Annotated in this window: 17 protein-coding genes; 10 read left to right on the forward strand and 7 right to left on the reverse strand. The window is 60.8% G+C overall.

Annotation, left to right across the window (positions count from 1 at the left end; genetic code table 11):
• Positions 1 to 120: 120 nt before the first annotated feature.
• From ATY76_RS10460 to ATY76_RS10495, 8 genes are all read left to right on the forward strand, one after another.
• Positions 121 to 879, forward strand: a complete 759-nt coding sequence (locus ATY76_RS10460; protein ID WP_088674693.1) for an IclR family transcriptional regulator — start codon at positions 121 to 123, stop codon at positions 877 to 879.
• 135 nt (positions 880 to 1,014) lie between these two features.
• Positions 1,015 to 1,941 (forward strand): ArsR family transcriptional regulator, encoded by a 927-nt coding sequence (locus ATY76_RS10465; RefSeq protein WP_190233628.1) that lies wholly within the window; start codon positions 1,015 to 1,017, stop codon positions 1,939 to 1,941.
• A 210-nt stretch (positions 1,942 to 2,151) separates the two neighbouring features.
• A complete protein-coding gene (locus ATY76_RS10470) occupies positions 2,152 to 3,660 on the forward strand; it encodes an alpha-N-arabinofuranosidase (protein WP_088674694.1) in 1,509 nt (502 codons plus the stop codon).
• A gap of 184 nt (positions 3,661 to 3,844) precedes the next feature.
• Positions 3,845 to 5,749, forward strand: coding sequence for an ABC transporter substrate-binding protein (locus tag ATY76_RS10475; RefSeq protein WP_088674695.1), 1,905 nt, complete (start codon positions 3,845 to 3,847; stop codon positions 5,747 to 5,749).
• Between the two features lie 109 nt (positions 5,750 to 5,858).
• Positions 5,859 to 6,863 (forward strand): ABC transporter permease, encoded by a 1,005-nt coding sequence (locus ATY76_RS10480; protein ID WP_088674696.1) that lies wholly within the window; start codon positions 5,859 to 5,861, stop codon positions 6,861 to 6,863.
• A gap of 3 nt (positions 6,864 to 6,866) precedes the next feature.
• Positions 6,867 to 7,724, forward strand: coding sequence for an ABC transporter permease (locus tag ATY76_RS10485; RefSeq protein WP_088674697.1), 858 nt, complete (start codon positions 6,867 to 6,869; stop codon positions 7,722 to 7,724).
• A 1-nt stretch (position 7,725) separates the two neighbouring features.
• Positions 7,726 to 8,715, forward strand: coding sequence for an ABC transporter ATP-binding protein (locus ATY76_RS10490; RefSeq protein WP_088674698.1), 990 nt, complete (start codon positions 7,726 to 7,728; stop codon positions 8,713 to 8,715).
• Positions 8,712 to 9,524: an ABC transporter ATP-binding protein gene (locus tag ATY76_RS10495; RefSeq protein ID WP_088674699.1), complete on the forward strand. Its 813-nt coding sequence runs from the start codon at positions 8,712 to 8,714 to the stop codon at positions 9,522 to 9,524. Before ATY76_RS10490 ends, ATY76_RS10495 begins: the two co-directional genes overlap by 4 nt.
• A gap of 100 nt (positions 9,525 to 9,624) precedes the next feature.
• Here the strand turns inward: ATY76_RS10495 and ATY76_RS10500 are convergent, their stop codons facing one another.
• Positions 9,625 to 10,530, reverse strand: coding sequence for a hypothetical protein (locus ATY76_RS10500; RefSeq protein WP_141104999.1), 906 nt, complete (start codon positions 10,528 to 10,530; stop codon positions 9,625 to 9,627).
• Positions 10,531 to 10,605: 75 nt separating this feature from the next.
• Here ATY76_RS10500 and ATY76_RS10505 point away from each other — a divergent pair, with 75 nt between their 5' ends.
• A complete protein-coding gene (locus tag ATY76_RS10505; protein WP_088674701.1) occupies positions 10,606 to 11,367 on the forward strand; it encodes an endonuclease/exonuclease/phosphatase family protein in 762 nt (253 codons plus the stop codon).
• Between the two features lie 31 nt (positions 11,368 to 11,398).
• On the opposite strand, the gene ATY76_RS10510 is transcribed toward ATY76_RS10505, so the two are convergent.
• Entirely contained in the window at positions 11,399 to 12,304 is a 906-nt protein-coding gene (locus ATY76_RS10510; protein ID WP_088674702.1) for an HNH endonuclease, read from the reverse strand.
• Positions 12,305 to 12,507: 203 nt separating this feature from the next.
• On the opposite strand from ATY76_RS10510, the gene ATY76_RS10515 reads away from it, so the two are divergent.
• Positions 12,508 to 12,807 carry a hypothetical protein gene (locus ATY76_RS10515; RefSeq protein ID WP_088674703.1) on the forward strand — a complete coding sequence of 100 codons (300 nt, stop codon included), beginning with the start codon at positions 12,508 to 12,510 and terminating at the stop codon, positions 12,805 to 12,807.
• A 99-nt stretch (positions 12,808 to 12,906) separates the two neighbouring features.
• Here ATY76_RS10515 and ATY76_RS10520 read toward each other — a convergent pair whose 3' ends face one another.
• From ATY76_RS10520 to ATY76_RS10540, 5 genes are all read right to left on the reverse strand, one after another.
• Positions 12,907 to 14,277, reverse strand: a complete 1,371-nt coding sequence (locus ATY76_RS10520; protein WP_088674704.1) for an alpha-glucosidase/alpha-galactosidase — start codon at positions 14,275 to 14,277, stop codon at positions 12,907 to 12,909.
• 24 nt (positions 14,278 to 14,301) lie between these two features.
• Positions 14,302 to 15,969: an ABC transporter ATP-binding protein gene (locus ATY76_RS10525; protein WP_088674705.1), complete on the reverse strand. Its 1,668-nt coding sequence runs from the start codon at positions 15,967 to 15,969 to the stop codon at positions 14,302 to 14,304.
• Positions 15,970 to 15,979: 10 nt separating this feature from the next.
• Complete coding sequence (locus tag ATY76_RS10530; protein WP_088674706.1) at positions 15,980 to 17,116, reverse strand: ABC transporter permease; 1,137 nt, start codon at positions 17,114 to 17,116, stop codon at positions 15,980 to 15,982.
• Position 17,117: 1 nt separating this feature from the next.
• Positions 17,118 to 18,125, reverse strand: a complete 1,008-nt coding sequence (locus ATY76_RS10535) for an ABC transporter permease (protein WP_088674707.1) — start codon at positions 18,123 to 18,125, stop codon at positions 17,118 to 17,120.
• A gap of 173 nt (positions 18,126 to 18,298) precedes the next feature.
• Positions 18,299 to 20,386, reverse strand: coding sequence for an ABC transporter substrate-binding protein (locus ATY76_RS10540; RefSeq protein WP_088674708.1), 2,088 nt, complete (start codon positions 20,384 to 20,386; stop codon positions 18,299 to 18,301).
• Positions 20,387 to 20,446 lie beyond the last annotated feature (60 nt).

Raw genomic sequence — 20,446 nt, forward strand, 5'->3', positions numbered from 1 at the left:
CTCCTCGCTCGTTCTAACGTCAGGGATAAAACGCGGTTGCCGCAGCGGCAAGATATTTTGTGCGTTATTTGACATTTGTTCATATATCGCACAAATTGCGACTGATTGGAGACTTGAATCATGCGCGAAACGGATTTCGTCAACGGCTTCGCCCGCGGCCTGAAAGTCATCGAAGCCTTCGGCGAGACGCGGCAGCGGCTTTCGATTGCGGAGGCCTCGAAGCTGACGGAGCTCGACCGCGCCACCGTGCGCCGATCGCTGCTGACGCTCGCCGAGCTCGGATATGCCGATTATGACGGCAAGTTCTTCACGCTGACGCCGAAGATCCTGCGCCTTGGCCATGCCTATCTCGCAGCGACGCCGCTTCCGGCGCTGTTGCAGCCGCATCTCGATCTTCTCTCGGAAAAGGCCGGCCAGAGCGCCTCGGCCTCGGTGCTCGACGACACCGAAATCGTCTATATAGCCCGCGCCTCGCAGCGCCGCGTCATGTCGATCAATCTCACGCCCGGCAGCCGCCTGCCCGCCTATTGCGCCTCGATGGGCCGGGTGCTGCTCGCTGCCCTTCCCGAAAGCGAGGCGCGCGCCATCCTCGGCCGCAGCGGGCTGAAGCAAAACACACCGAATACCAAGACCGACCCTGAGGAACTCATCGCCGAGTTCCGGCGCGTACGCGCCGAGGGCTACGCCATCATCGATCAGGAGCTGGAGATCGGCCTCTGCTCGATCGCCGTGCCCGTCGAAAACGACCGCGGCCAAACGGTTGCGGCAATCAATATCGGCGCGCCGGCCGCCCTCGTCCCGGCTGCGGAGATGAAGGAGCGTTATCTCAAGTTGCTGAAAGAAACGCAGGCTGCGTTGCGGCCACTGCTGCGGCGGTAGCCGGGCCGGCTCCGCTGCCATAGCGAAAAGGTGCTTGAGATCTGACAATAACAAAAGAATCCCTCGCGCCGATCGAAGACGGCTTGATGTATCAAATTTCTCGATATACATCATAACATCGGAAATGATGGGGAAATGATGGAACGTTCGTTTTTGACGATTGCCGCTGGCGAGAATAGTGACGCGATACGCGCGCTTTCTGCCCCGGCGCGCATCGAGATTCTCAAGCTGCTCTGCGCCAAAGGGCCGATGAATATCAACGATATCGCCCGCGCGCTGTCCCTCCCCCAATCCACGGTCGCCACCGGCATTCAGATTTTGGAAGATGCGCGGCTCGTCGACTCGCAACTGGCCAAGGCCCGCAAAGGCAACCAGAAGATCTGCTCGGCGATCTACAGCGAAATCCTGATCAGCTTCGAGGAAAGTGCCGCCCAGCGGGCCAACAATATCATTGAAGTCGAGATGCCGGTGGGCCTGTACACCAGTTGCGACGTGCATGCGCCATGCGGTCTTTGCTCCACCGAGAGTGTCATCGGTCCCCTTGATGTGCCGGACTATTTCCTTGATCCGCAGCGCATGCAGGCCGGACTCGTCTGGTTCGGCAGAGGCTATGTCGAGTATAAATTTCCTAACAATGCCAAGGTCTTGAACAAGGATATCCGCGCCATCGAGTTTTCCCTGGAGCTGTCGTCTGAGGTGCCCGGCACCAATCCGGACTGGCCGTCCGACATCACGCTCTGGGTCAACGGCATGGCGATCGGCACCTGGACGTCGCCCGGCGATTACGGCGACAAGCGCGGCGCCTTCACGCCGGCCTGGTGGAAGCTCGAAGGTTCGCAATATGGGGCGATGAAGACCTGGCGCATCTCGACGCGCGGAACCTTCATCGACGGTGTCGCCGCGTCGAATGTTACGCTCGCCGATCTCGCGCTCGGTCAGCATTCGTCCATTCGGCTCCGCGTCGGCATCGCGGAGAATGCCGGTCATACCGGCGGCGTCAATATTTTCGGCCGCGGCTTCGGAAATCACGGCCGTGATATCATCATGCGGCTGCACGTGTGATCACATACTATCGGAAATTCTGATTTATAAAAAGCGATCCCATCAAGTTTCAACGGCGAAAAAATCGATCCAACATATTGTTATTGAACTGTTTTTATCGAAATTAAAATTAGTATGATAAAAAGCCTGACTCGGTTGACAGCACGACATTCCTGATATCAAGTTAGAGGCAAGAAAACAAAAATCTTGATATATAAACGGGAGGATCCGTTGAAGACGAATGTCGTTGCCCACCGCGATTTTCGCATCGCGACCATTGACGCCAGGCTCTACAGTTCATTCCTCGAGCATCTTGGCAGAGCGATCTACGGGGGCATTTATGAGCCCGGACATCCGACGGCCGACGAAGACGGATTTCGCCGCGACGTGCTCGATCTGGTCCGCGATCTCGACACGCCCTATTGCCGTTATCCCGGCGGCAACTTCGTCTCGGCCTATAATTGGGAGGATGGCGTCGGCCCGCGCTCCGAGCGCCCCGTTCGTCTCGACCTTGCCTGGCGCACCCGCGAAGCCAATCAGATCGGCGTCAACGAATTCGTCGACTGGTGCAAGAAGGCCAATACCAAGCCGATGCTCGCCGTCAATCTCGGCTCCCGCGGCCTCGATGCCGCCCGCAACTTCCTGGAATATTGCAATCATCCCGGCGGTACCTATTGGTCGGATCTGCGCCGCAAGCACGGCTGGTCCAATCCGCACGACGTCAAATTGTGGTGCCTCGGCAACGAGATGGACGGACCCTGGCAGGTCGGCCACAAGTCGGCCTATGAATATGGCCGGCTGGCGGATGAGACGGCCAAGGCCATGCGCGGCTTCGACAAGTCGCTCGAACTCGTGGTCTGCGGCTCGTCCAATTCCGATATGAAGACCTATCCCGATTGGGAGGCCCAGGTTCTCGAGCAGTGCTATGACAGCGCCGATTACATCTCGCTGCATATGTATTTCGCCAACCGCGAAAAGAATACGCTGAACTACCTCGCCCGCGCGACGAAGCTCGACCGCTACATCACCACGATCGGCGGCGTGATCGATTACATCAAGGCGAAGAAGCGCTCGAAAAAGACGATCGGCATTTCCTTCGACGAATGGAACGTCTGGTACCATTCAAACCAGCAGGACAAGGAGATCCTGGCGCGCGACGAGTGGCCGGATGCCCCGCATCTGCTGGAAGACGTCTATAATTTCGAGGACGTGCTGCAGGTCGGCGGCATCCTGAACACCTTCATCCGCCGCTCCGACCGGGTGCGCATCGCCTGCATCGCCCAGCTCGTCAATGTCATCGCTCCGATCATGACCGAGGATGGCGGCGCTGCCTGGCGGCAGACCATCTATTACCCGTTCTACTATGCCTCCCGCTATGGCCGCGGCGCGGCGCTGCAGCTGGTCATCGACAGCCCGACCTATGACGGCGACGAAGAGAACGACGTTCCCTATCTCGACGTATCGGCGGTTCATTCCGAAGACGGCAGGACGCTCACTTTCTTTGCCGTCAACCGCCATCCGCAGACAGCACTCGACCTCGATGTCCGGCTGGAAGGGTTCGGCGCCGCCCGCCTGATCGAACAGATGGAGATGACCCATGGCGATCTCGAAGCCGTCAACACGGCAGCACGGCCGCAGACGGTCGCTCCCGTCAATGTCGAGAGTGCCAAGATCGAGGACGGAAGGTTGCGGACGGCGCTGAAGCCGCTGTCCTACAACGTCATCCGGCTGTCCGTGTGACAGCCGCCGCCGGATAGATGACCGGCTGAGAGATTCGGCTCACCTGCGAGGAGGCAGGCGGGCCGGAGGGATGGTTCGCTGGAGCGCTGGACTTAAGGTCCCGATGCCTCCGCAAACCGACAACCGCGACGTGCCCACGCGTGCCTTTGCGGCCGCCAGATCGTCGCTTTCTAGGGAGGAGTTCATGCAACAGTGGAAGAGGCTCGCATTTGGCGTCGCGCTGGCCGCACTCGGCCTGACGGCGGCGGCCAAGGCCGATGACTACACCTCCTTGCCGCGCAAGGAGACGCTCATCGTCGAAAATCCGGAAGGGACGATCAAGAATCCCGGCTGGTTCAATATCTGGGTCAATGGCGGCGGCGGTGTTTCGACCGGCCTGCAGCAGCTGACCATGGATACGCTCTGGTACATCGACCCCGAACAGGGGCTCGGCGGCGCGGCCTGGGACAATTCGCTCGCCGCCGACAAACCGCAATACAATGCCGACTTCACCGAGATGACCGTGAAACTGCGCAAGGGGCTCTTCTGGAGCGACGGCGTCGAGTTCACGGCCGACGACGTGGTCTATACCGTCAAGACGCAGATGGACCACCCCGGCATGGTCTGGAGCGCGGCCTTCTCCGTGCAGGTGGCGAGCGTCGAGGCGACCGATCCCCAGACGGTCGTGTTCAAGCTGAAGAAGCCCAATTCGCGCTTCCATGCCATTTTCACCGTGCGCTGGAACGGCGCCTGGATCATGCCGAAGCACGTGTTCGAGAAGGTGGAGGATCCGCTTCGTTACGATTTCGCAAACCCGGTCTCGCTCGGCGCCTATAAGCTGAAGGCCTATGACCCTCTGGGCAAATGGTATACTTGGGAGAAGCGCGACGACTGGCAGCGCACCTCGCTTGCCCGCTTCGGCGAGCCGGCCCCGAAATATGTGACCTATACCGATCCCGGCCCGCCGGATAAGCGCACGATCGCCCAGCTCGAGCACAATCTCGATATCATTCACGACAACACGCCGGAGGGCATGTTCACCCTCAAGGAGAAGTCGAAGACGATCGACACCTGGTTCCCGGGCTTCCCCTTCGCCCATCCGGACCCGACGCTGCCGGCCGTCATCTTCAACACCCAGAATGCGCCCTTCGACAATGCCGATGTTCGCTGGGCGCTGGCGCTCCTGATCGACATCAAGGCGGTCGACATGGCGAGCTACCGCGGCGCGGCGACGCTGTCTGCGCTCGGCGTGCCGCCGACGGCGGCCACGATGAAAGACTATCAGGCGCCGATGCAGGATTGGCTGAAGGACTTCGAGATCGATACCGGCAAGAGCAAGATCAAGCCCTATGACCCGACCATCGGCCAGCAGATCGCCGATATCCTGCGCAAGCAGCCGAAGTTCAAGGACCAGATCCCGACCGACCCACAGGCGATCAGCGGTGCCTTCGGCTATGGCTGGTGGAAACCGGATCCGAAAGCGGCCGGCGAACTTCTGGAAAAGGCAGGCTTCAAGAAATCCGGCGGCAAATGGCTGACCCCTGATGGACAGCCCTTCAAAATCCGGATGACGGTCGAAGGCGACACACGGTCGGTCTTCACCCGCGCCGGCACGCTGATTGCCCAGCAATGGGCGGCCTTCGGTATCGACGCGAAAGCCGTGCCCGCCGCGAAACTTTGGCAGACGGCGCTGCAGCCCGGCGATTTCCAGGTAGCGATCGCCTGGAGCGTCGAAACCTGGGGCGGCGATCCCGACCTCTCCTTCTTCCTCGACAGCTGGCACTCGCAGTTCGTCGCCAAGAAGGGTGACGTTCAGCCGCCGCGCAACTGGCAGCGCTGGTCCAATCCGGAGCTCGACAAGATCATCGAGAACATCCGCGGCATCAGCGCCGACGATCCCAAGGGCATCGAGCTCGGCAAGGATTATCTGAAGCTGGTCGCCCGCGAAATGCCGACGATCCCGCTGATGTCCTATAACGTCTTCACCTCGATGGATACGACCTATTGGACCGGCTATCCGACGATCAAGGATCCCTATACCGATCCGGTGCCAAATTGGGCGAATTCCAGGCTCATGATGGTCAAGCTGAAGCCGGCACAACCGAAATAATCCTCCCAAAGCCGGCGCGCAGCCATCGCGCCGGCCCCCTTATCGACGGGCAAATGCCCGTCGATCCTTTCCTTGCTTTGAAAGGGAACCTGAGAGGAACCAACGCCTTATGACGCCCTATCTGATCTTTGTGCTGAAGCGGTTCGGTCAGTTTCTGCTCGTCGTTTTTCTCGGCGTGACGATCACCTTCTTCGTCACCCACCTGACCCCGATCGACCCGGTCGAAGAAAGCATAGGCGCCATCACCCAGATGGGCCAGTCCGATCCGAATGCGATCGAACTGATGCGCCAGTCGCTGCGCGAGCTATATGGAATGCAGGGCTCGATCTGGGAGCAATATCTGCATTTTTGGTTGCGGCTTGCGACCGGCGATCTCGGCCCCTCGCTCTCGGCCTTTCCGACCCCTGTCTCCACCATCATCCTGCGATCTCTCCCCTGGACGATCGGCTTGATGACGGTGTCGACGCTGATCACCTTCGTGCTCGGCAACGCCATCGGCGCGCTTGCCGGCTATTACCGCAAGGATATGGTGCTGAAGGCCGTCAGCCTCGTCTTCATCGCGCTGCTGCCCATCCCCTACTATATCCTCGCCTTCGTGCTTCTCATCGTCTTCGGCTTCATCTGGCCGGTGCTGCCGATCAATGGCGGCTATGAGATGAACGCCAATCTGGACCTCTCCTTCGCGCTCGTCCTCGATATTCTCAAACATTCCATCCTGCCGGCTTTGTCGCTGATCCTGGTCGGCGCCGGCAGCTGGCTGATCGGCATGCGCGCGTTGGTTTCCAACATCATCACCGACGACTATGTCGTCTTTGCCGAGCTCGGCGGCGTGCCGAAGGGAAAAATTCTCCGCTCCTACATCGCCCGCAACGCCATGGTGCCGCAGTTCACCGGCCTTGCCATGTCGCTCGGCGCGATTTTCAACGGCACCGTCATCACCGAAATCGTCTTCGGTTATCCCGGCATCGGCAATCTGCTGATCGAAGCGGTGCATGCCGGCGACTACAGCCTGGTGCTCGGCCTCAGCGCCCTGTCGATCGTCGGCGTCGCCGCCGCCGTCTTCATCATCGACGTGCTCAGCCCGCTGATCGATCCGCGCATCAAGGTGGAATAGAACATGTTTACCATCGTCCGCGACCTCTCGCGCCACAACATGGAATTCCTCTGTGGCCTGCTGCTCTTCGCCGTCATCGTCGGCCTGGTGATCCTGTCTTATTTCTCGCCTTATGGCGCGACGGACATCTATCTGCTGCCGCCCGACATGCCGCCCGACGGCGAATATTGGCTCGGCACGACATCGCGCGGCCAGGATGTGTTCTGGCAACTGACCACGGGGCTGCGCAACACGCTCTATTTCGGCATCGGCGTCGCCTTTCTCTCGCGCATCATCTCGCTGGTCGTCGGCCTCGTCGCCGGTTATGCCGGCGGGACGGTCGACCGGGTGCTGATGGCGATCAACGACAGCGTCATGGTCATCCCGCAATTTCCGCTGCTGATCCTTTTCTATTTCGTGCTGAAGGATAACATGACCTGGGTGACGCTGATCGTCATCATGGCCTCGCTCGGCTGGTCCTATGATGCCCGCCTCATCCGCTCGGTGGCGATCGGCCTGAAGACCAGGCCGTTCACCACCCAGAGCGTCTATTCCGGCATGAGCACGAGCAAGATCCTGGTCGAAGAGCACCTGCCCTATGTGCTGCCGATCGTCTTCGCCACCACCATGAACAACATGATCTGGTCGATCGGCATGGAGATCACGCTCTCGGTGCTCGGCTTCACCGATATCGAGACGCCGACCATGGGCATGATGATCTACTGGGCCAATGCGCATTCGGCGCTGATCTCGGGAATATGGTGGTGGGTGGCCGCCCCCGTCGCCGTCATCGTCATCCTCTTCCTGGCGCTCTTCCTGCTGTCGATGTCGATGAACGAATACAATGATCCGCGCAGCCGGCTGAACCGGATGGGAAGTTAGCATGGAGAATTTGGTCGAAATCCAGAATCTGAAAGCCTATTACCGCGCCTTCCTTTACGGCGTCGATCGCGAGGTGCGCGCCGTCGACGACATCAGCCTGACGATCGGCCGCGGCGAGGTCTACGGCGTCGCCGGAGAATCGAGCAGCGGCAAGACGACCCTGATCAAGACCATCGCCGGCGCGATCCGGCCGCCGCTTAGGGTCGTTTCGGGCAACGTGAAATTCCATTTTGCCGGCGGCACCCAGGATATCTATGCGATGAAGCCGGAGGAGCGCATGGCGCTGCGCTGGCGGCATCTGTCCTATATCATGCAGGGCTCGATGAACGTGCTCAATCCGGTGCGCCGGATCCGCCACTCCTTCACCGATTTCGCCTTCCGCCACATGAAGGTGAGCAAGAGCATCTTCTTCGAAAAGGTGGCCGCGCACCTGCAGAGGCTGAAGCTCGATCCGCAGCTGCTCGACGCCTATCCGCACGAGCTCTCCGGCGGCATGCGCCAGCGCATGACCATCGCGCTCGCGACGATCCTGACGCCGGAATTCATCATCGCCGACGAGCCGACGACCGCGCTCGACGTCATCGTGCAGCGCGATGTGCTGACGATGATCCGCGACATCCAGCGCGAGATGGGCTCGTCCTTCCTGTTCGTCACCCATGACATGGGGGTTCACGCGACGGTCTCCGACCGCATCGGCATCGTCTATGCCGGGCGTCTCGTCGAGGAAGCGCCGACCGCCAAGCTCTTCAGCATGCCGCTCCACCCCTATACGCAGCATTTGGTCGGCAGCCTGCCGAAGATCGGCGACCCCACGACACGTCCCTCGCTGGAAGGCCGGCCGCCGAACCTCGCCATGCCGCCGGAAGGCTGCCGGTTTCACCCGCGCTGTCCGAAGCGCATGGAGATCTGCTCGCAGAAGGTTCCGCCGCTCGTCACCGTCGGGCCGCAGCGGCGGGTGGCGTGTTTTGCCGTTACGGGAGATCAGGTTTGACCGCTCTGCTCAGCCTCTCGCATGTCACGAAAATCTACCGCCAGGGCGGCATGCTCGGCCGGCGCCTGATCACGGCGGCCAAAGACGTCAGCTTCGAACTCGGCGAGGAGCCGGAGATCCTGTCGATCGTCGGCGAATCCGGCTCGGGAAAATCGACGGTCGCGGCGATGATCCTCGGCCAGACCGAGCCGACGGAAGGAGAGCTTCAATTCGCCGGCAGCACCGTCGCCATCCATAACAGAGCCGAACGCAAGGCCTTCATGAAAGAGGTCCAGCCGGTTCTGCAAAACCCCTTCGAAGCCTTCAATCCGCTGAAGCGGGTCGACCGCTACCTCTTCGAAACCGCCCGCAATTTCTCGGCGTCCGGAAAACGGCCGGACAAGCAGGAGGCCGAACGCATGGCGGACGCCGCCCTGGTCCATGTCGGCCTCACCCTCGAAGAGGTGAAAGGCCGCTTCCCCCACGAACTCTCCGGCGGCCAGCTCCAGCGCGTCGCCATCGCCCGCGCCCTCATCCCCCAACCCCGCCTGCTGGTCGCCGACGAACCCGTCTCTATGGTCGACGCATCGCTGCGCATGGCCATCGTCAACCTCTTCGGCCGCCTGAAAAACGAACTCGGCCTCTCGATCATCTACATCACCCATGATCTCGCGACGGCTTATTACGTCAGCGACAATATTATCATCATGAGGAAGGGCGAGATCGTCGAGCGCGGGCAGGCGCGGGCGGTGCTGGATGATCCGCAGCATGAGTATTCACGGGCGCTGAAGGATGCGGTCCTGGCGGCGGAGTTTGGTGAGGCGGTGTAGGCGGTGGGGAAGATGTGGCAAATGCCTGCGGGCGCTAGGACGCTAGGCCATGCGCCATAATCCGGCAGCACTTGGCAAATGCAGCGCCCGCCATTCACGCCTAATAGGAGATGAGGGCATGATCCTCTTCCGCAAGTTCGAACATCGGCAGCGTCGTCGGCAGAGCGTTAATCCCGTAGATTTCCGTGATGATCGGGCTTTCTCCGATGATCACCGAGCCGCAAGGTGCGCCTTCAGGCTGAAAAATGGTGATTACGTCGGTCAATTGCCAGCGCAGCACTAGGCAAGCCTGATCGGTGTAAGGATTGGTCAGCTCGTCGGCAAAATAGGCAGTGTTCTGCTCGCTCACGGTGACCTGCTGGAAGGAGCGCGAAGTCATGCTCAGGCTTGACGAAACGCTCGCCGAGAACGGTCCGAAACCGACGTTCGCGTTCATACCAAGGCTCGCCGCTAAAGTGCTTTCGTGGGTAGAGGTTTCTTGTCTGCCTGTCGTCACTGTGGTGGTGATCGTCTTTTTCTCGCCTGGCGCCAGCGTGCATGAATCTCCCTGCCGATCCCAGAATTGTTCGCGCACGACGATCTTGCCGTCAGCGAGCGTCGAGCAGCCGACCAATATACGGGGGGAATCCGGCGGTACGAGCATGGTTGCGGTCGGTTGCGGCACCGGGCCGATGTCATTAGGCGACGTCAGCAACATGTAGTTGACTGTTATTGCTTCGCCTTCGGTCTGCATGACAATCGAGCACATGAATGAACCCGTTTGGGCTGCTTGTACAATGCAGACATCATCTTGAGTAAAGGTTAGTTGCGCGAAAGCTCCCGGAAGGACGTATGTCTTGTTTATCGGCAAGAGCATTGTGCTCAGATAAATGGGGATGTCGAAGCCGTTGACGACCGTGAAACCCATTACTGGCGGCGCCGGATCATTCAGAGTTCCATCCGAATGCAAACCAGCCGGTCGTGCGGGCCAGCTGCTATACAGCGTTTTCCTATAGAGCGAGCGCATGCGTCACCTCCGTTGCCTTTCTGAATAAACAACCATATATTGCATTTAATTGCAATACTACCTGGATTGGCAACGATGAGGATCGTCGGCATCAATATGCAAGGCTCGAATGTCGGAACGGGCCAAAGCAAGTTCGTTGGGGTAATTTCGCAATTCTTCCTGGACCAGAGGGTCGCAGCCGACATCGTCTGCATTCAGGAAGCCGGGCCGTCTCCGCCGACTGGTGGCTCCTTTACCGCGTACAATCCCGCCAATTATCCGCCTTGGCTCGGAGGGGTGGCGCCGTTTCCCCCGGTGCCGATGTTCGTTGGCAGCTGGGCGATTGGGAAAGAGCCCATGATCGTCAAAGTCTTTTGGCTAGAGACTGATCCGGGAGGCCATCGCTGCAATCTGTGCATCTGCATCCGCGACGACATCTCAACCCCTCATATGATCTATATTCCCGGGGCGGGCGTCGCATCGTCGCGCGGCGCCATTGGGTTTGAAGTGAAGCTCGCGGGCGGCGCCATTGGCCGCATCTATACGTTACATGCCCTGAGCGGCGGCGGAGCTGACGCGCCCGCTCTTATGGCTGCTATATCAGTTGCACCTTTACCCCCGGGTGCTGCGGCGGCACCCCCATGGATTGCCGTTGGTGACTACAACCGCGCTCCAGCTGCGGTGGCATGGCCCGTGCCGCCGCCGGGCACCATTTGCCCGCCCAACGGAGCGACACTGCCTTCTCACGATTCGAAGCTGGACTATGCCATCTGCTCGCCGGGGCTAGGACCCGCCACGGTCGTCGTCCAGCCCGCCGGAAGCGTCTCTGACCACCAGTATATCGTCTGCGATGTTTAGGCGCAGCTAACCAGCTTCGGACCGCTCCTATCTAATGCTTGAAGCAATTTTCGCGATGCCACTGGAGAAAATGAGGATGGGGTCGCTCGAACGGCCGTGAAGGCACGATCGCCTTTCCAGCCTTGTTGATCAGGCCTCGGATGCTCTCCGGATCGTTGGCTTGTCGCGAGATCAGGATATCGAGATCATCCGAGAGGCCGATTAGTCCACGGTCGAACATCCGGTGTGCGGTGCCTGACAGAGCAATGCCGTTGGTGAGGATATCAGGTCCGTTTGCCTCCACGGGGCGGATATGCGCAGCATCAACTTCAGCACGCCCACCACCGTTTATCAGCTTCAGACCAGTGATCGCACACCGCTTGTCATAGGCCTGCAGAACCAGCCGGCGAAATAGTCGATTGCGAACGATCCGTGATGAGAGTTGCGTAACCCGGTCGCGCTCCTGCTCAAATGTGAACGGCGCTTGAGCACCGTCGGCAAATCCGTAGGCAGGGAGCGTTACTCCCGGCAGCCGAGGCAGTTCGAGCTCGCGCTCGTCTAGCCCAATCGACACGATATGATTGAAATCCGCTACGGATAACGGGCGCACCGCAGCTTGTGCTCTACCGGAAATCCGCCCCTCCTCATTCAAAACGCCTCGCTCAATGACACCGTCCGGCCCACTGAACGGAACAGCGTTGATGAAATCGAGGTAGCTGCCTGGCTCGATAAGTGCCAGATACATGCCGGGCGCCTTCGGATCCGGAATGACTTGGGCCACCTTGGCGATGGCGAAATAGCCGCGGCTCGCCGCAACCTTGCGCGGCTCGTAGTAAATGATCCATTCTCCGAGGCAGGCTTGCACACGACCGAGATACTGGCGCGGGAACTGATATTGTTCTGCCGGGCTGTCGTCATAGATCGAATCTGAGCGGTGGATGAAAACCCCGAATCCCATGTCCGATGCGTAGCACGGCCAGTTCGGTTCAGATACGCGCTTGCATCCTCCATTTGAAGAGAATTGATCAGCAATGGCTGGGTGAGGAACGATCGGATGCATCACGGTTGAGCATCAACAAGCGACGGGGGTTCGCAAAGTTTCAATTGACCGTTTCCGATAGCGAAGCGACACTTCAACTCGCAGCAAGGCAGGAGGAAGCAATGGACGACCCAGACCGCTGGCGCCAGATGGCAAGCGCACCAAAAGACGGCAGCCGGATTCTGGTGACGATCCGCGCGTCCGAACAGGGGCCGGCGGAGGTCGATCTCGCCTATTGGTCGCATGGCGATCAGTTCGCTGGAGAAGGCTGGCGCGCCTCCGATTCCTCGCCTGGGCACATCATCGAATATGCCGAGCCGGAATTGAAGTGTTGGATGCCGATGCCCTCGGCCAATCGCACCTCGATGCCTTCACCCTGGGAAGGCGACGACGCCCAGCAGCTCGATGGCTCCGGAATCTAGAATTTCCTGCAATTGAATGCTGGCATTTGTCCCAAACAAAAGCCCCGCGGTCGTTGCCACACCGCGGGGCTCCTTGATGCCTAACCCGGGAGAAAGAGGTCAGGCGGCCTGAACTTTCTTGGATGTGCGCGCCCATTCCGGCAGCCAGTCGCCGTGGGTGGCGAGCAGGTCGTCGACCAGCGACCAGATCTGGTCGAGATCGAGTTCGGCTGCTGTGTGCGGGTCCATCATCGCGGCGTGGTAGATGTGCTCGCGATTTTCCGTCATCAGTGCCTGCACCGTCAGCTCCTGCACGTTGATATTGGTGCGGATCAGCGCGGTCAGCTGCGGCGGCAGGTCGCCGATGAAGGTCGGCTGGATGCCGGAGGCGTCAACGAGGCAGGGCACTTCGGCGGCGCAATTTTCCGGCAGCGAGGTGATGCAGCCATTGTTGCGGACGTTGCCGTAAATGACGGAGGGTTCGCCGGTCCAGACCGAGTTGATGATCGAGGAGGCATATTCCTTCGACGGCTGCACCTCGATCTTGTCGGCGCTGCGATAGGCTTCCGCCTGGCCCTTCCAGCGCTCGATCTGCTCGATGCAACGCTTCGGATATTCATCGAGCGGGATGCCGAATTTCTCGATCAGGTCCTCGCGACCTTCCTTGATGAAATAGGGCGTGTATTCGGCGAAATGCTCCGAGCTTTCGGTGACGAAATAGCCGAGTCGCGTCAGCATCTCGTAGCGCACCTTGTTCGGGCAGCGCGGGTTCCAGCCGGGCTTCGGCGCCCTGCCCTCGCGATAGGCGCGCAGGAGATCGGGATAGAGGTTGCGGTAGGAACCATCGGCCTGGCGATGCTCAAATTTGAGATAGAAGGCCATGTGGTTGATGCCGGCGGCGCGGTAGCGGATTTCCTCGTAGGGAATCTCGAGGTCGTGGGCCAGCTCCATCGCCGTGCCCTGCACCGAGTGGCAGAGGCCGACCTGGCGAATGGTCGGATATTTCTCCGATATCGCCCAGGTGTTGATCGCCATCGGGTTGACATATTGCAGCATGATCGCCTCGGGGCAGACGGCGAGCATATCCTCGCAGACCTTCCAGAGATGCGGCACGGTGCGCAAGCCCCGCATGATGCCGCCGACGCCGAGCGTATCGGCGATCGTCTGGCGCAGCCCATACTTTTTCGGCACCTCGAAATCGGTGACGGTGCAGGGCTCATAGCCGCCGATCTGGAAGGCGACAACGACGAAATCGGCGCCGGCGAGCGCCTTGCGCTGGTCGGAATAGGTCTCGGCCTTGGCCTTGACGCCGAGCGTCGAGATCAGCTTGTTGACGACGACGGCGCTTTCCTCAAGCCGCTGAGGGTTGAGGTCCATCAGTGCGATGGTGGCGCCCGAAAGCGCCGGACGCTGCAGAACGTCGCCGATGATGTTCTTCATGAAGACGGTGGAGCCAGCTCCGATGAAAGTGATTTTGGGATTTGCTGCCATTATAACCTCCGGCATGCGGGTCAATCACGCTACCTCGAAAGCGGCCTTGACGAGCCGTTCGGTGTAGGTGGTCTTGGGATGGGTGAGAACTTCGTTGACGGGTCCTTCTTCGACGATCCTGCCATGCTGCATGACGATGACGCGATGGCAGAGCGCCCTCACGACCTTCAGATCGTGGGAAATGAAGAGGTAGCTCAGGCCCCGCTCGTCCTGCAGCTTGCGCAGGAGCTCGATGATCTGGGCCTGGACGGAAAGATCGAGGGCCGATGTCGGCTCGTCGAGCAGGATGAATTCCGGCTCCAGGGCGACGGCGCGGGCGATCGCGATGCGCTGGCGCTGGCCGCCGGAAAATTCATGCGGGAAACGCGAGAGGATATTGCCCGGCATGCCGGCGGCGACAAGCGCCTCGCGCACCCGGTCCTGCCGCTCGCCACGGGTGGCGCCGAGCCGGTTGACGACGAGCCCCTCCTCGATGATCTGGCCGATCGTCATGCGCGGGTTGAGCGATGAGAACGGATCCTGGAACACTACCTGCATGCGGGCGCGCAGCGGCCGCATCTCGGCGCGCGAGAGGCCATGGATCGGCTGGCGGTCGAAATGGATTTCGCCGGCCTGGGCATTGTTCAGCCGCAGGATCGCCTGGCCGAAGGTCGTCTTGCCGGAGCCGGATTCACCGACGAGACCGAGCGTCTCGTGGCGGCGCAGCGTCAGGCCGAGACTGTCGACGGCGACGAGCTCGCGCATCTCGGGCTTGAGGAATGTGCCGTGGCGCATCATGAAGGAGACGCGCACGCCCTTGGCATCGAGGATAATATCCGATCCCTCCGGCAGCGGATTGGCCTCGCCGCGCGGTTCGGAGGCGAGCAGATGCCTTGTATAGGCGTGCTGCGGATTGGCGAACAGCGCTTCGGTCACGTTGTGCTCGCGCACCTCGCCATGCTGCATCACATAGACGTAGTCGGAAAACTGCCGCACGACCGTGAGATCGTGGGTGATGAGGATGACGGCCATCCCCAGCTCTTTCTGCAGGTTGCGGATCAGGTTGAGGATCTGCGCCTGCACGGTGACATCCAGCGCCGTCGTCGGCTCGTCGGCGATCAGCACGTCGGGATCGTTGGCGAGCGCCATGGCGATCATCACGCGCTGGCGCTGGCCGCCGGAAAGCTGATGCGGATATTGCTTCAGCCGCGCGGCCGGATCAGGGATCTGCACGTGTTCGAGCAGTTCCAGCGCCCGCTTTTCGGCATCCCTGCGGCTCATGCGGCGATGCACGCGGATCGCCTCGACGATCTGGCTGCCGATCGTATAGATCGGGTTCAGCGAGCTCATCGGCTCCTGGAAGATCATCGAGATGCGGTCGCCGCGCAGCTTGCGGCGCGCCCGCTCCGAGAATTTAAGGATATTGCTGCCGTCATAGGAGACCGTCGATTTCTCCGAGACGACGGCGCGCTTCGACAAAAGCCCCATCACCGTGCGCGCCGTCACCGATTTGCCGGAGCCGGATTCGCCGACGATGGCAATGGTCTCGCCGCGATAGAGCTGGAAGGACACATCCTTGACGGCTTCGACCATGCCGTCCTCGACCTTGAAATTCACCGCCACATTGCGGGCGTCGATGATCGGCGTCTCCGAGCGGCCATCATGATCATGGCGGACGGGCGGGGCGAAGGAATTGACCAATGCAAGAGCCATATCAATCACCTCAATAAGGATCGACCGCGTCGCGCAGTCCGTCGCCGAGCGCATTGAAGGCGAAGACGGTGACGAGCACGAAGCCGACGGGGGAGAGAATCCAGGGATAGGAGCCGATGACCGAATAGGTCGCCGTATCCTGCAGCATCAGCCCCCAGGAAATCAGCGGCGGCTTGACGGCAAAGCCGAGGAAACCAAGGAAGGATTCGAGCAGCACGACGCTCGGTATGTGCAGCGTCACCGCGACGATGACGTGGCTCATCACATTCGGCAGGATATGCTGGATGATGATGCGCCGGTCGGTGGCGCCGACCGCCATCGCCGCCCTGACATAATCGATGCGCGCGAGCGCCAGCGTCTTGCCGCGCACCTCGCGCGACATCTGCGCCCAGCCGAGCGCCGACATGACGAAGATGACGAAGGCGAGGAAGACGTTGGTCGGCGCGGTCACGGGAATGAGCGAGGTCAGCGCCAGATAGAGCGGCAATTGCGGGAAGGCGAGCACCAGCTCGACGAAGCGCTGCAGCCAGACATCGAAGGTGCCGCCGAAATAGCCGGAAACCATGCCGACCGTGGTGCCGATGAGTGTGACGATGAAGACCACGGTCAACGCGATCATCAGCGAGATGCGCGAGCCGATGATGGCGCGTGACAGCACGTCGCGGCCGAACTTGTCGGTGCCGAGGAAATGCACCGGCTGGCCATCGGTCGAGCCGAAGAAATGCCTGTTCGCGGGGATCAAGCCGAACAGCTTGTATTCCGCGCCCTTGACGAAGAAGCCGAGCAGGCGGGGATTGTCGTAATCCATGCCGACGATCGGCTGGAAGGTGACCGGATCGAGCTCCTCGGAATCCGACAGCGCATAGACGCGCGGCTGGAAGACGAAGTTGCCGTCCTTGTCGTGGAAGCTCATCACCTGCGGCGGCGCGAAACCGACATCGGTCGCCTTCGGGTCCATCGGCGCGAAGAAATCGGCAAAGACCGCCATGAGGAGCAGCAGCCCGACCAGGATGAGCCCGGCCATGCCGGTCCAGGAGCGCCGCAGCCGGCGCCAGACGAGCGCGAGATAGCTCTCGTTGCCGTGCGGCGGCTTCTTGATCGCGCGTTCAGCCGTCGGCGGCGTGTCGGAAGAGTCGAAAGCAAGCATATCAGGCTCCTCCGAATTGACGGACGCGCGGATCGAGCAAGGCGAGCAGCATGTCGGCGATGATATTGCCGACGATCAGCGTCGCCGACAGCACCATCATGAAAGTGGCGGTGACATAGACGTCGCCGATCGCCATCGAGCCGACGATGGCCGGGCCGACGGTCGGCAGCGCGAAGATGATCGCGGTTTCGATCTCGCCGGTCAGCATGTAGGGCAGCACGACGCCCTGATACATGACCAGCGGATGCAGCGCATTCGGCACGGCGTGGCGCATCACCACGGCGCCGCCGGACAGCCCCTTGGCCTTGGCCGTCTCGACATATTGCGCATTCAAAGTATCGAGCAGATTGCCGCGCATGACGCGCATGTTGTAGGCGAGCCCGCCGAAGGTGGCGATCGCCACAACAGGCCAGACATGGCTGACGAGATCGACGAATTTCGCCCAGGACCACGGCGCCCCGCCATACTGCGGCGAGAAGAAGCTGCCGATTTCGGTCACGTTGAACTGGAAGACCAGGAGATAGACGATGATCAGCGCCATCAGGAAGCGCGGCACCGTCATGCCGAGAAAGGAAACCGCTGAAAGCGCGCTGTCGATCCAGCTGTATTGGCGCGTTGCCGCCCAGATGCCGAAGCCGATGCCGAGCACCGAGGCGAAGATGTGGCAGACGAGCGCGAGAAGCAAGGTCCGCGGCAGGCGCTCTGCGACGACGTCGGCGACCGGCTTGTTGTAGAACATGCTGTATCCGAAATCGCCGCGCGTCACGATCCCGCCGATCCAGTTGACGTATTGGACGACCAGCGGCTTATCGAGCCCGTGCTCGATCCTGTAGGCCTGCGCCTGGGCTTCGGCCTGGGCGTAAGATGCGCCGCCCTGGTTGATCAGCTGCGATCTAATATAATCGGCGTAGTCGCCGGGCGGGGCCTGGATGATCGCGAAGGTCACCACGCTCAGGATGAAGAGAACGGGGATCGCGGAGGCTATGCGCACGAGCAGGAATCGTAACATCGAACGGTTCGCTTCTCCTTGCCGCCAGTCGCTCCTTGTCAGCGCGGCCGGCTCGTTGGTCTTGTCCGGCCGCGCGCCACGCGCGGCCGGAAGCTCACTTCAGCTGGGAGGGAGCTCTCCAGAGCGTCGCATAACATGCGACGCTTTTGCTCTTTATTTCCTGATGCGATGCATCAGTTTATCGGGCCTTTGTCGCCGGGCTTGCCGGGCAGCTGCTCGGGGAACAGCTCGTATTTGCCCTGCTTGTCGGCAGCCACCCACAGGCGTTCGCGGATGACCGAGTCTTCAGCCCAGTTGAACATCATGATCGGCGTTCCCTGCGGCACATTCGAGAAGCGCTTGTTGATGATCAGCGCGCCCGGATATTCCGTCAGGCCGACGGTATTGACGTGTTCCGTCGAGATCTTCTGATACTGCTTCATCAGATTGACGCGCTCGTCATTGTCCTGGCTCGTCCTGAACTTGTTGACGACATCGACAAGCTCGTTTTCGAAGGGCATCAGATCGAGCTGATCATCCTTGCCGGCGCGATGCTGCCAGCTGGTACGCGGGCCGACCGGGGCAAGCTGCTCGGTATTCTGCACCACCGACGACAGTTCCGTGGTGTTGCGCTGGATCAGCCAGTCGAAGCGGCCGGCATAATGCGCATCGTCACGCTTGGCTCCGTCGAGCGCATTGATGACGATCTTGAGGCCGAGCTTCTCCATCTGAGCGACGACACCTTCGGCAAGGCTCTTGTCGGTCGTGTACTGATTGTTGATCAGCATGACGATTTCGACATCCTTGCCGCCGGCCGTGCCGGCCGGGAAGTTCACGATGCCATTGCCGTCCGTATCCTTGAGACCGGCCTTGGCGAGCTCCGCCTTGGCGCCCTCGAGATCGAAGGGATAGTAGATGGTGGAGGTGCGGTCGTAGAAACTGGTGCCGGAGGAAAGCCCGCCCGGATAGATCGCCGTGAACGGCCCCTTGACCAGCGAGTCGCCGATCGCCTTGCGGTCGAGCGCCATGGTGACGGCCTTGCGGAAGTCCTCGTTGCGGTTCAGCTCGCGGATCGCCTGGCCGCGCTCATCCGGGTTGCCCCAGCCATTGGCTGAGAAGTTCATGCGCAGGTTATAGCCGATCAGGCGCGGGCCGAAAGCCAGACGGGCGGGCGCGGTCTTTTCAGCGGCGCGCTTCAGCGAGGCGACGAAGTTTTCCGGCTGCTCGAGGTTCGAGAAGTCGGCGGAGCCCGCCACCGCCTGCACGTCGCGGTCGGCCCAAGTCGAGAGCTTATAGTGCAACTCGTTGAGATAGGGCAGCTGGTTGCCCTTCTCGTCGACCTTCCAGTAGTAGGGGTTGCGGCGGAGCACGATGATGTCGTCGGAGCGATATTCCACCGGCACCCAGGCGCCCATGACCGGCATGTTCATGTATTCCGGCGGGAAGGCGTTCTTGAACTGGTCGTAGGTGTTCTTCGAATATTTCGGATGCTGGGGTTTCAGGATATGCGACGGACCCGGGCAGAAGTTCGGGTAGGCCATCGTATAGAGATATTGCTTCGGGAAGGCCTCCTTGAAGGTCCATTCGACGGTATAGTCGTCGATCTTCTTCAGCGTCGTGCCGACACCGAAAGCCTCAGGCGAAGCGCCGCCGCCGAGCGGCGAAACGTTCGGATCGATGACTTCGTCGTCCCAGTAGAACATGATGTCGTCGGCGTTGAACGGCGCGCCGTCGGACCACTTGGCGCCCTCGATCAGATGCATGGTCAGCTTGTGGCCGTCCTCGGACCAATCCCAGCTCTTGGCGAGGTTCGGCAGCGGTTCGGTATCCTTGGCTTCGACCTGGAAGAGTGGCGCGGTGCGGGTCAGGCATTCGGAAAGCCCGATATCGATGCCGCCCCAGCCCTGGGTCTGGCCAGCGCCATAATTCCAGCCTTCCGGCCGGCCGCCGATGACATGGCGCATCGTATCGCCATAGACCCCGATGCCGTCAGGCATATTGCCCGTCTTGAAGACCAGCGGCTCCTTCGGCAGGCGATCCTTGACCGGCGGCAGCTTGCCGGTGGAGACGAAATTCTTCGTCACCCAGTCGGGCTCGTGATATTCGGGCAGCGCCTTGAACTCCAGAATGGAGTCGCGCGCGACGTAATTGATCTTGCCTTCCGCCGGGAATTCCGGCGGCACCGGCGGATTGGTTGGTTCAGAGGCATAGGCGTTCAGCGCAGCGGCTGAGACGCTGAACGCCAGCCCGGCGAGAATGCCTGCTGTGCGGAAATTCATCATCGTTTCTCCCTCTTGTTCCGGAGCGCGGCTCACGCGGCTCCCTTCTCCTCGAACGACGTG

The organism is Rhizobium sp. R339, assembly GCF_002211395.1.
GTDB lineage: Bacteria > Pseudomonadota > Alphaproteobacteria > Rhizobiales > Rhizobiaceae > Rhizobium.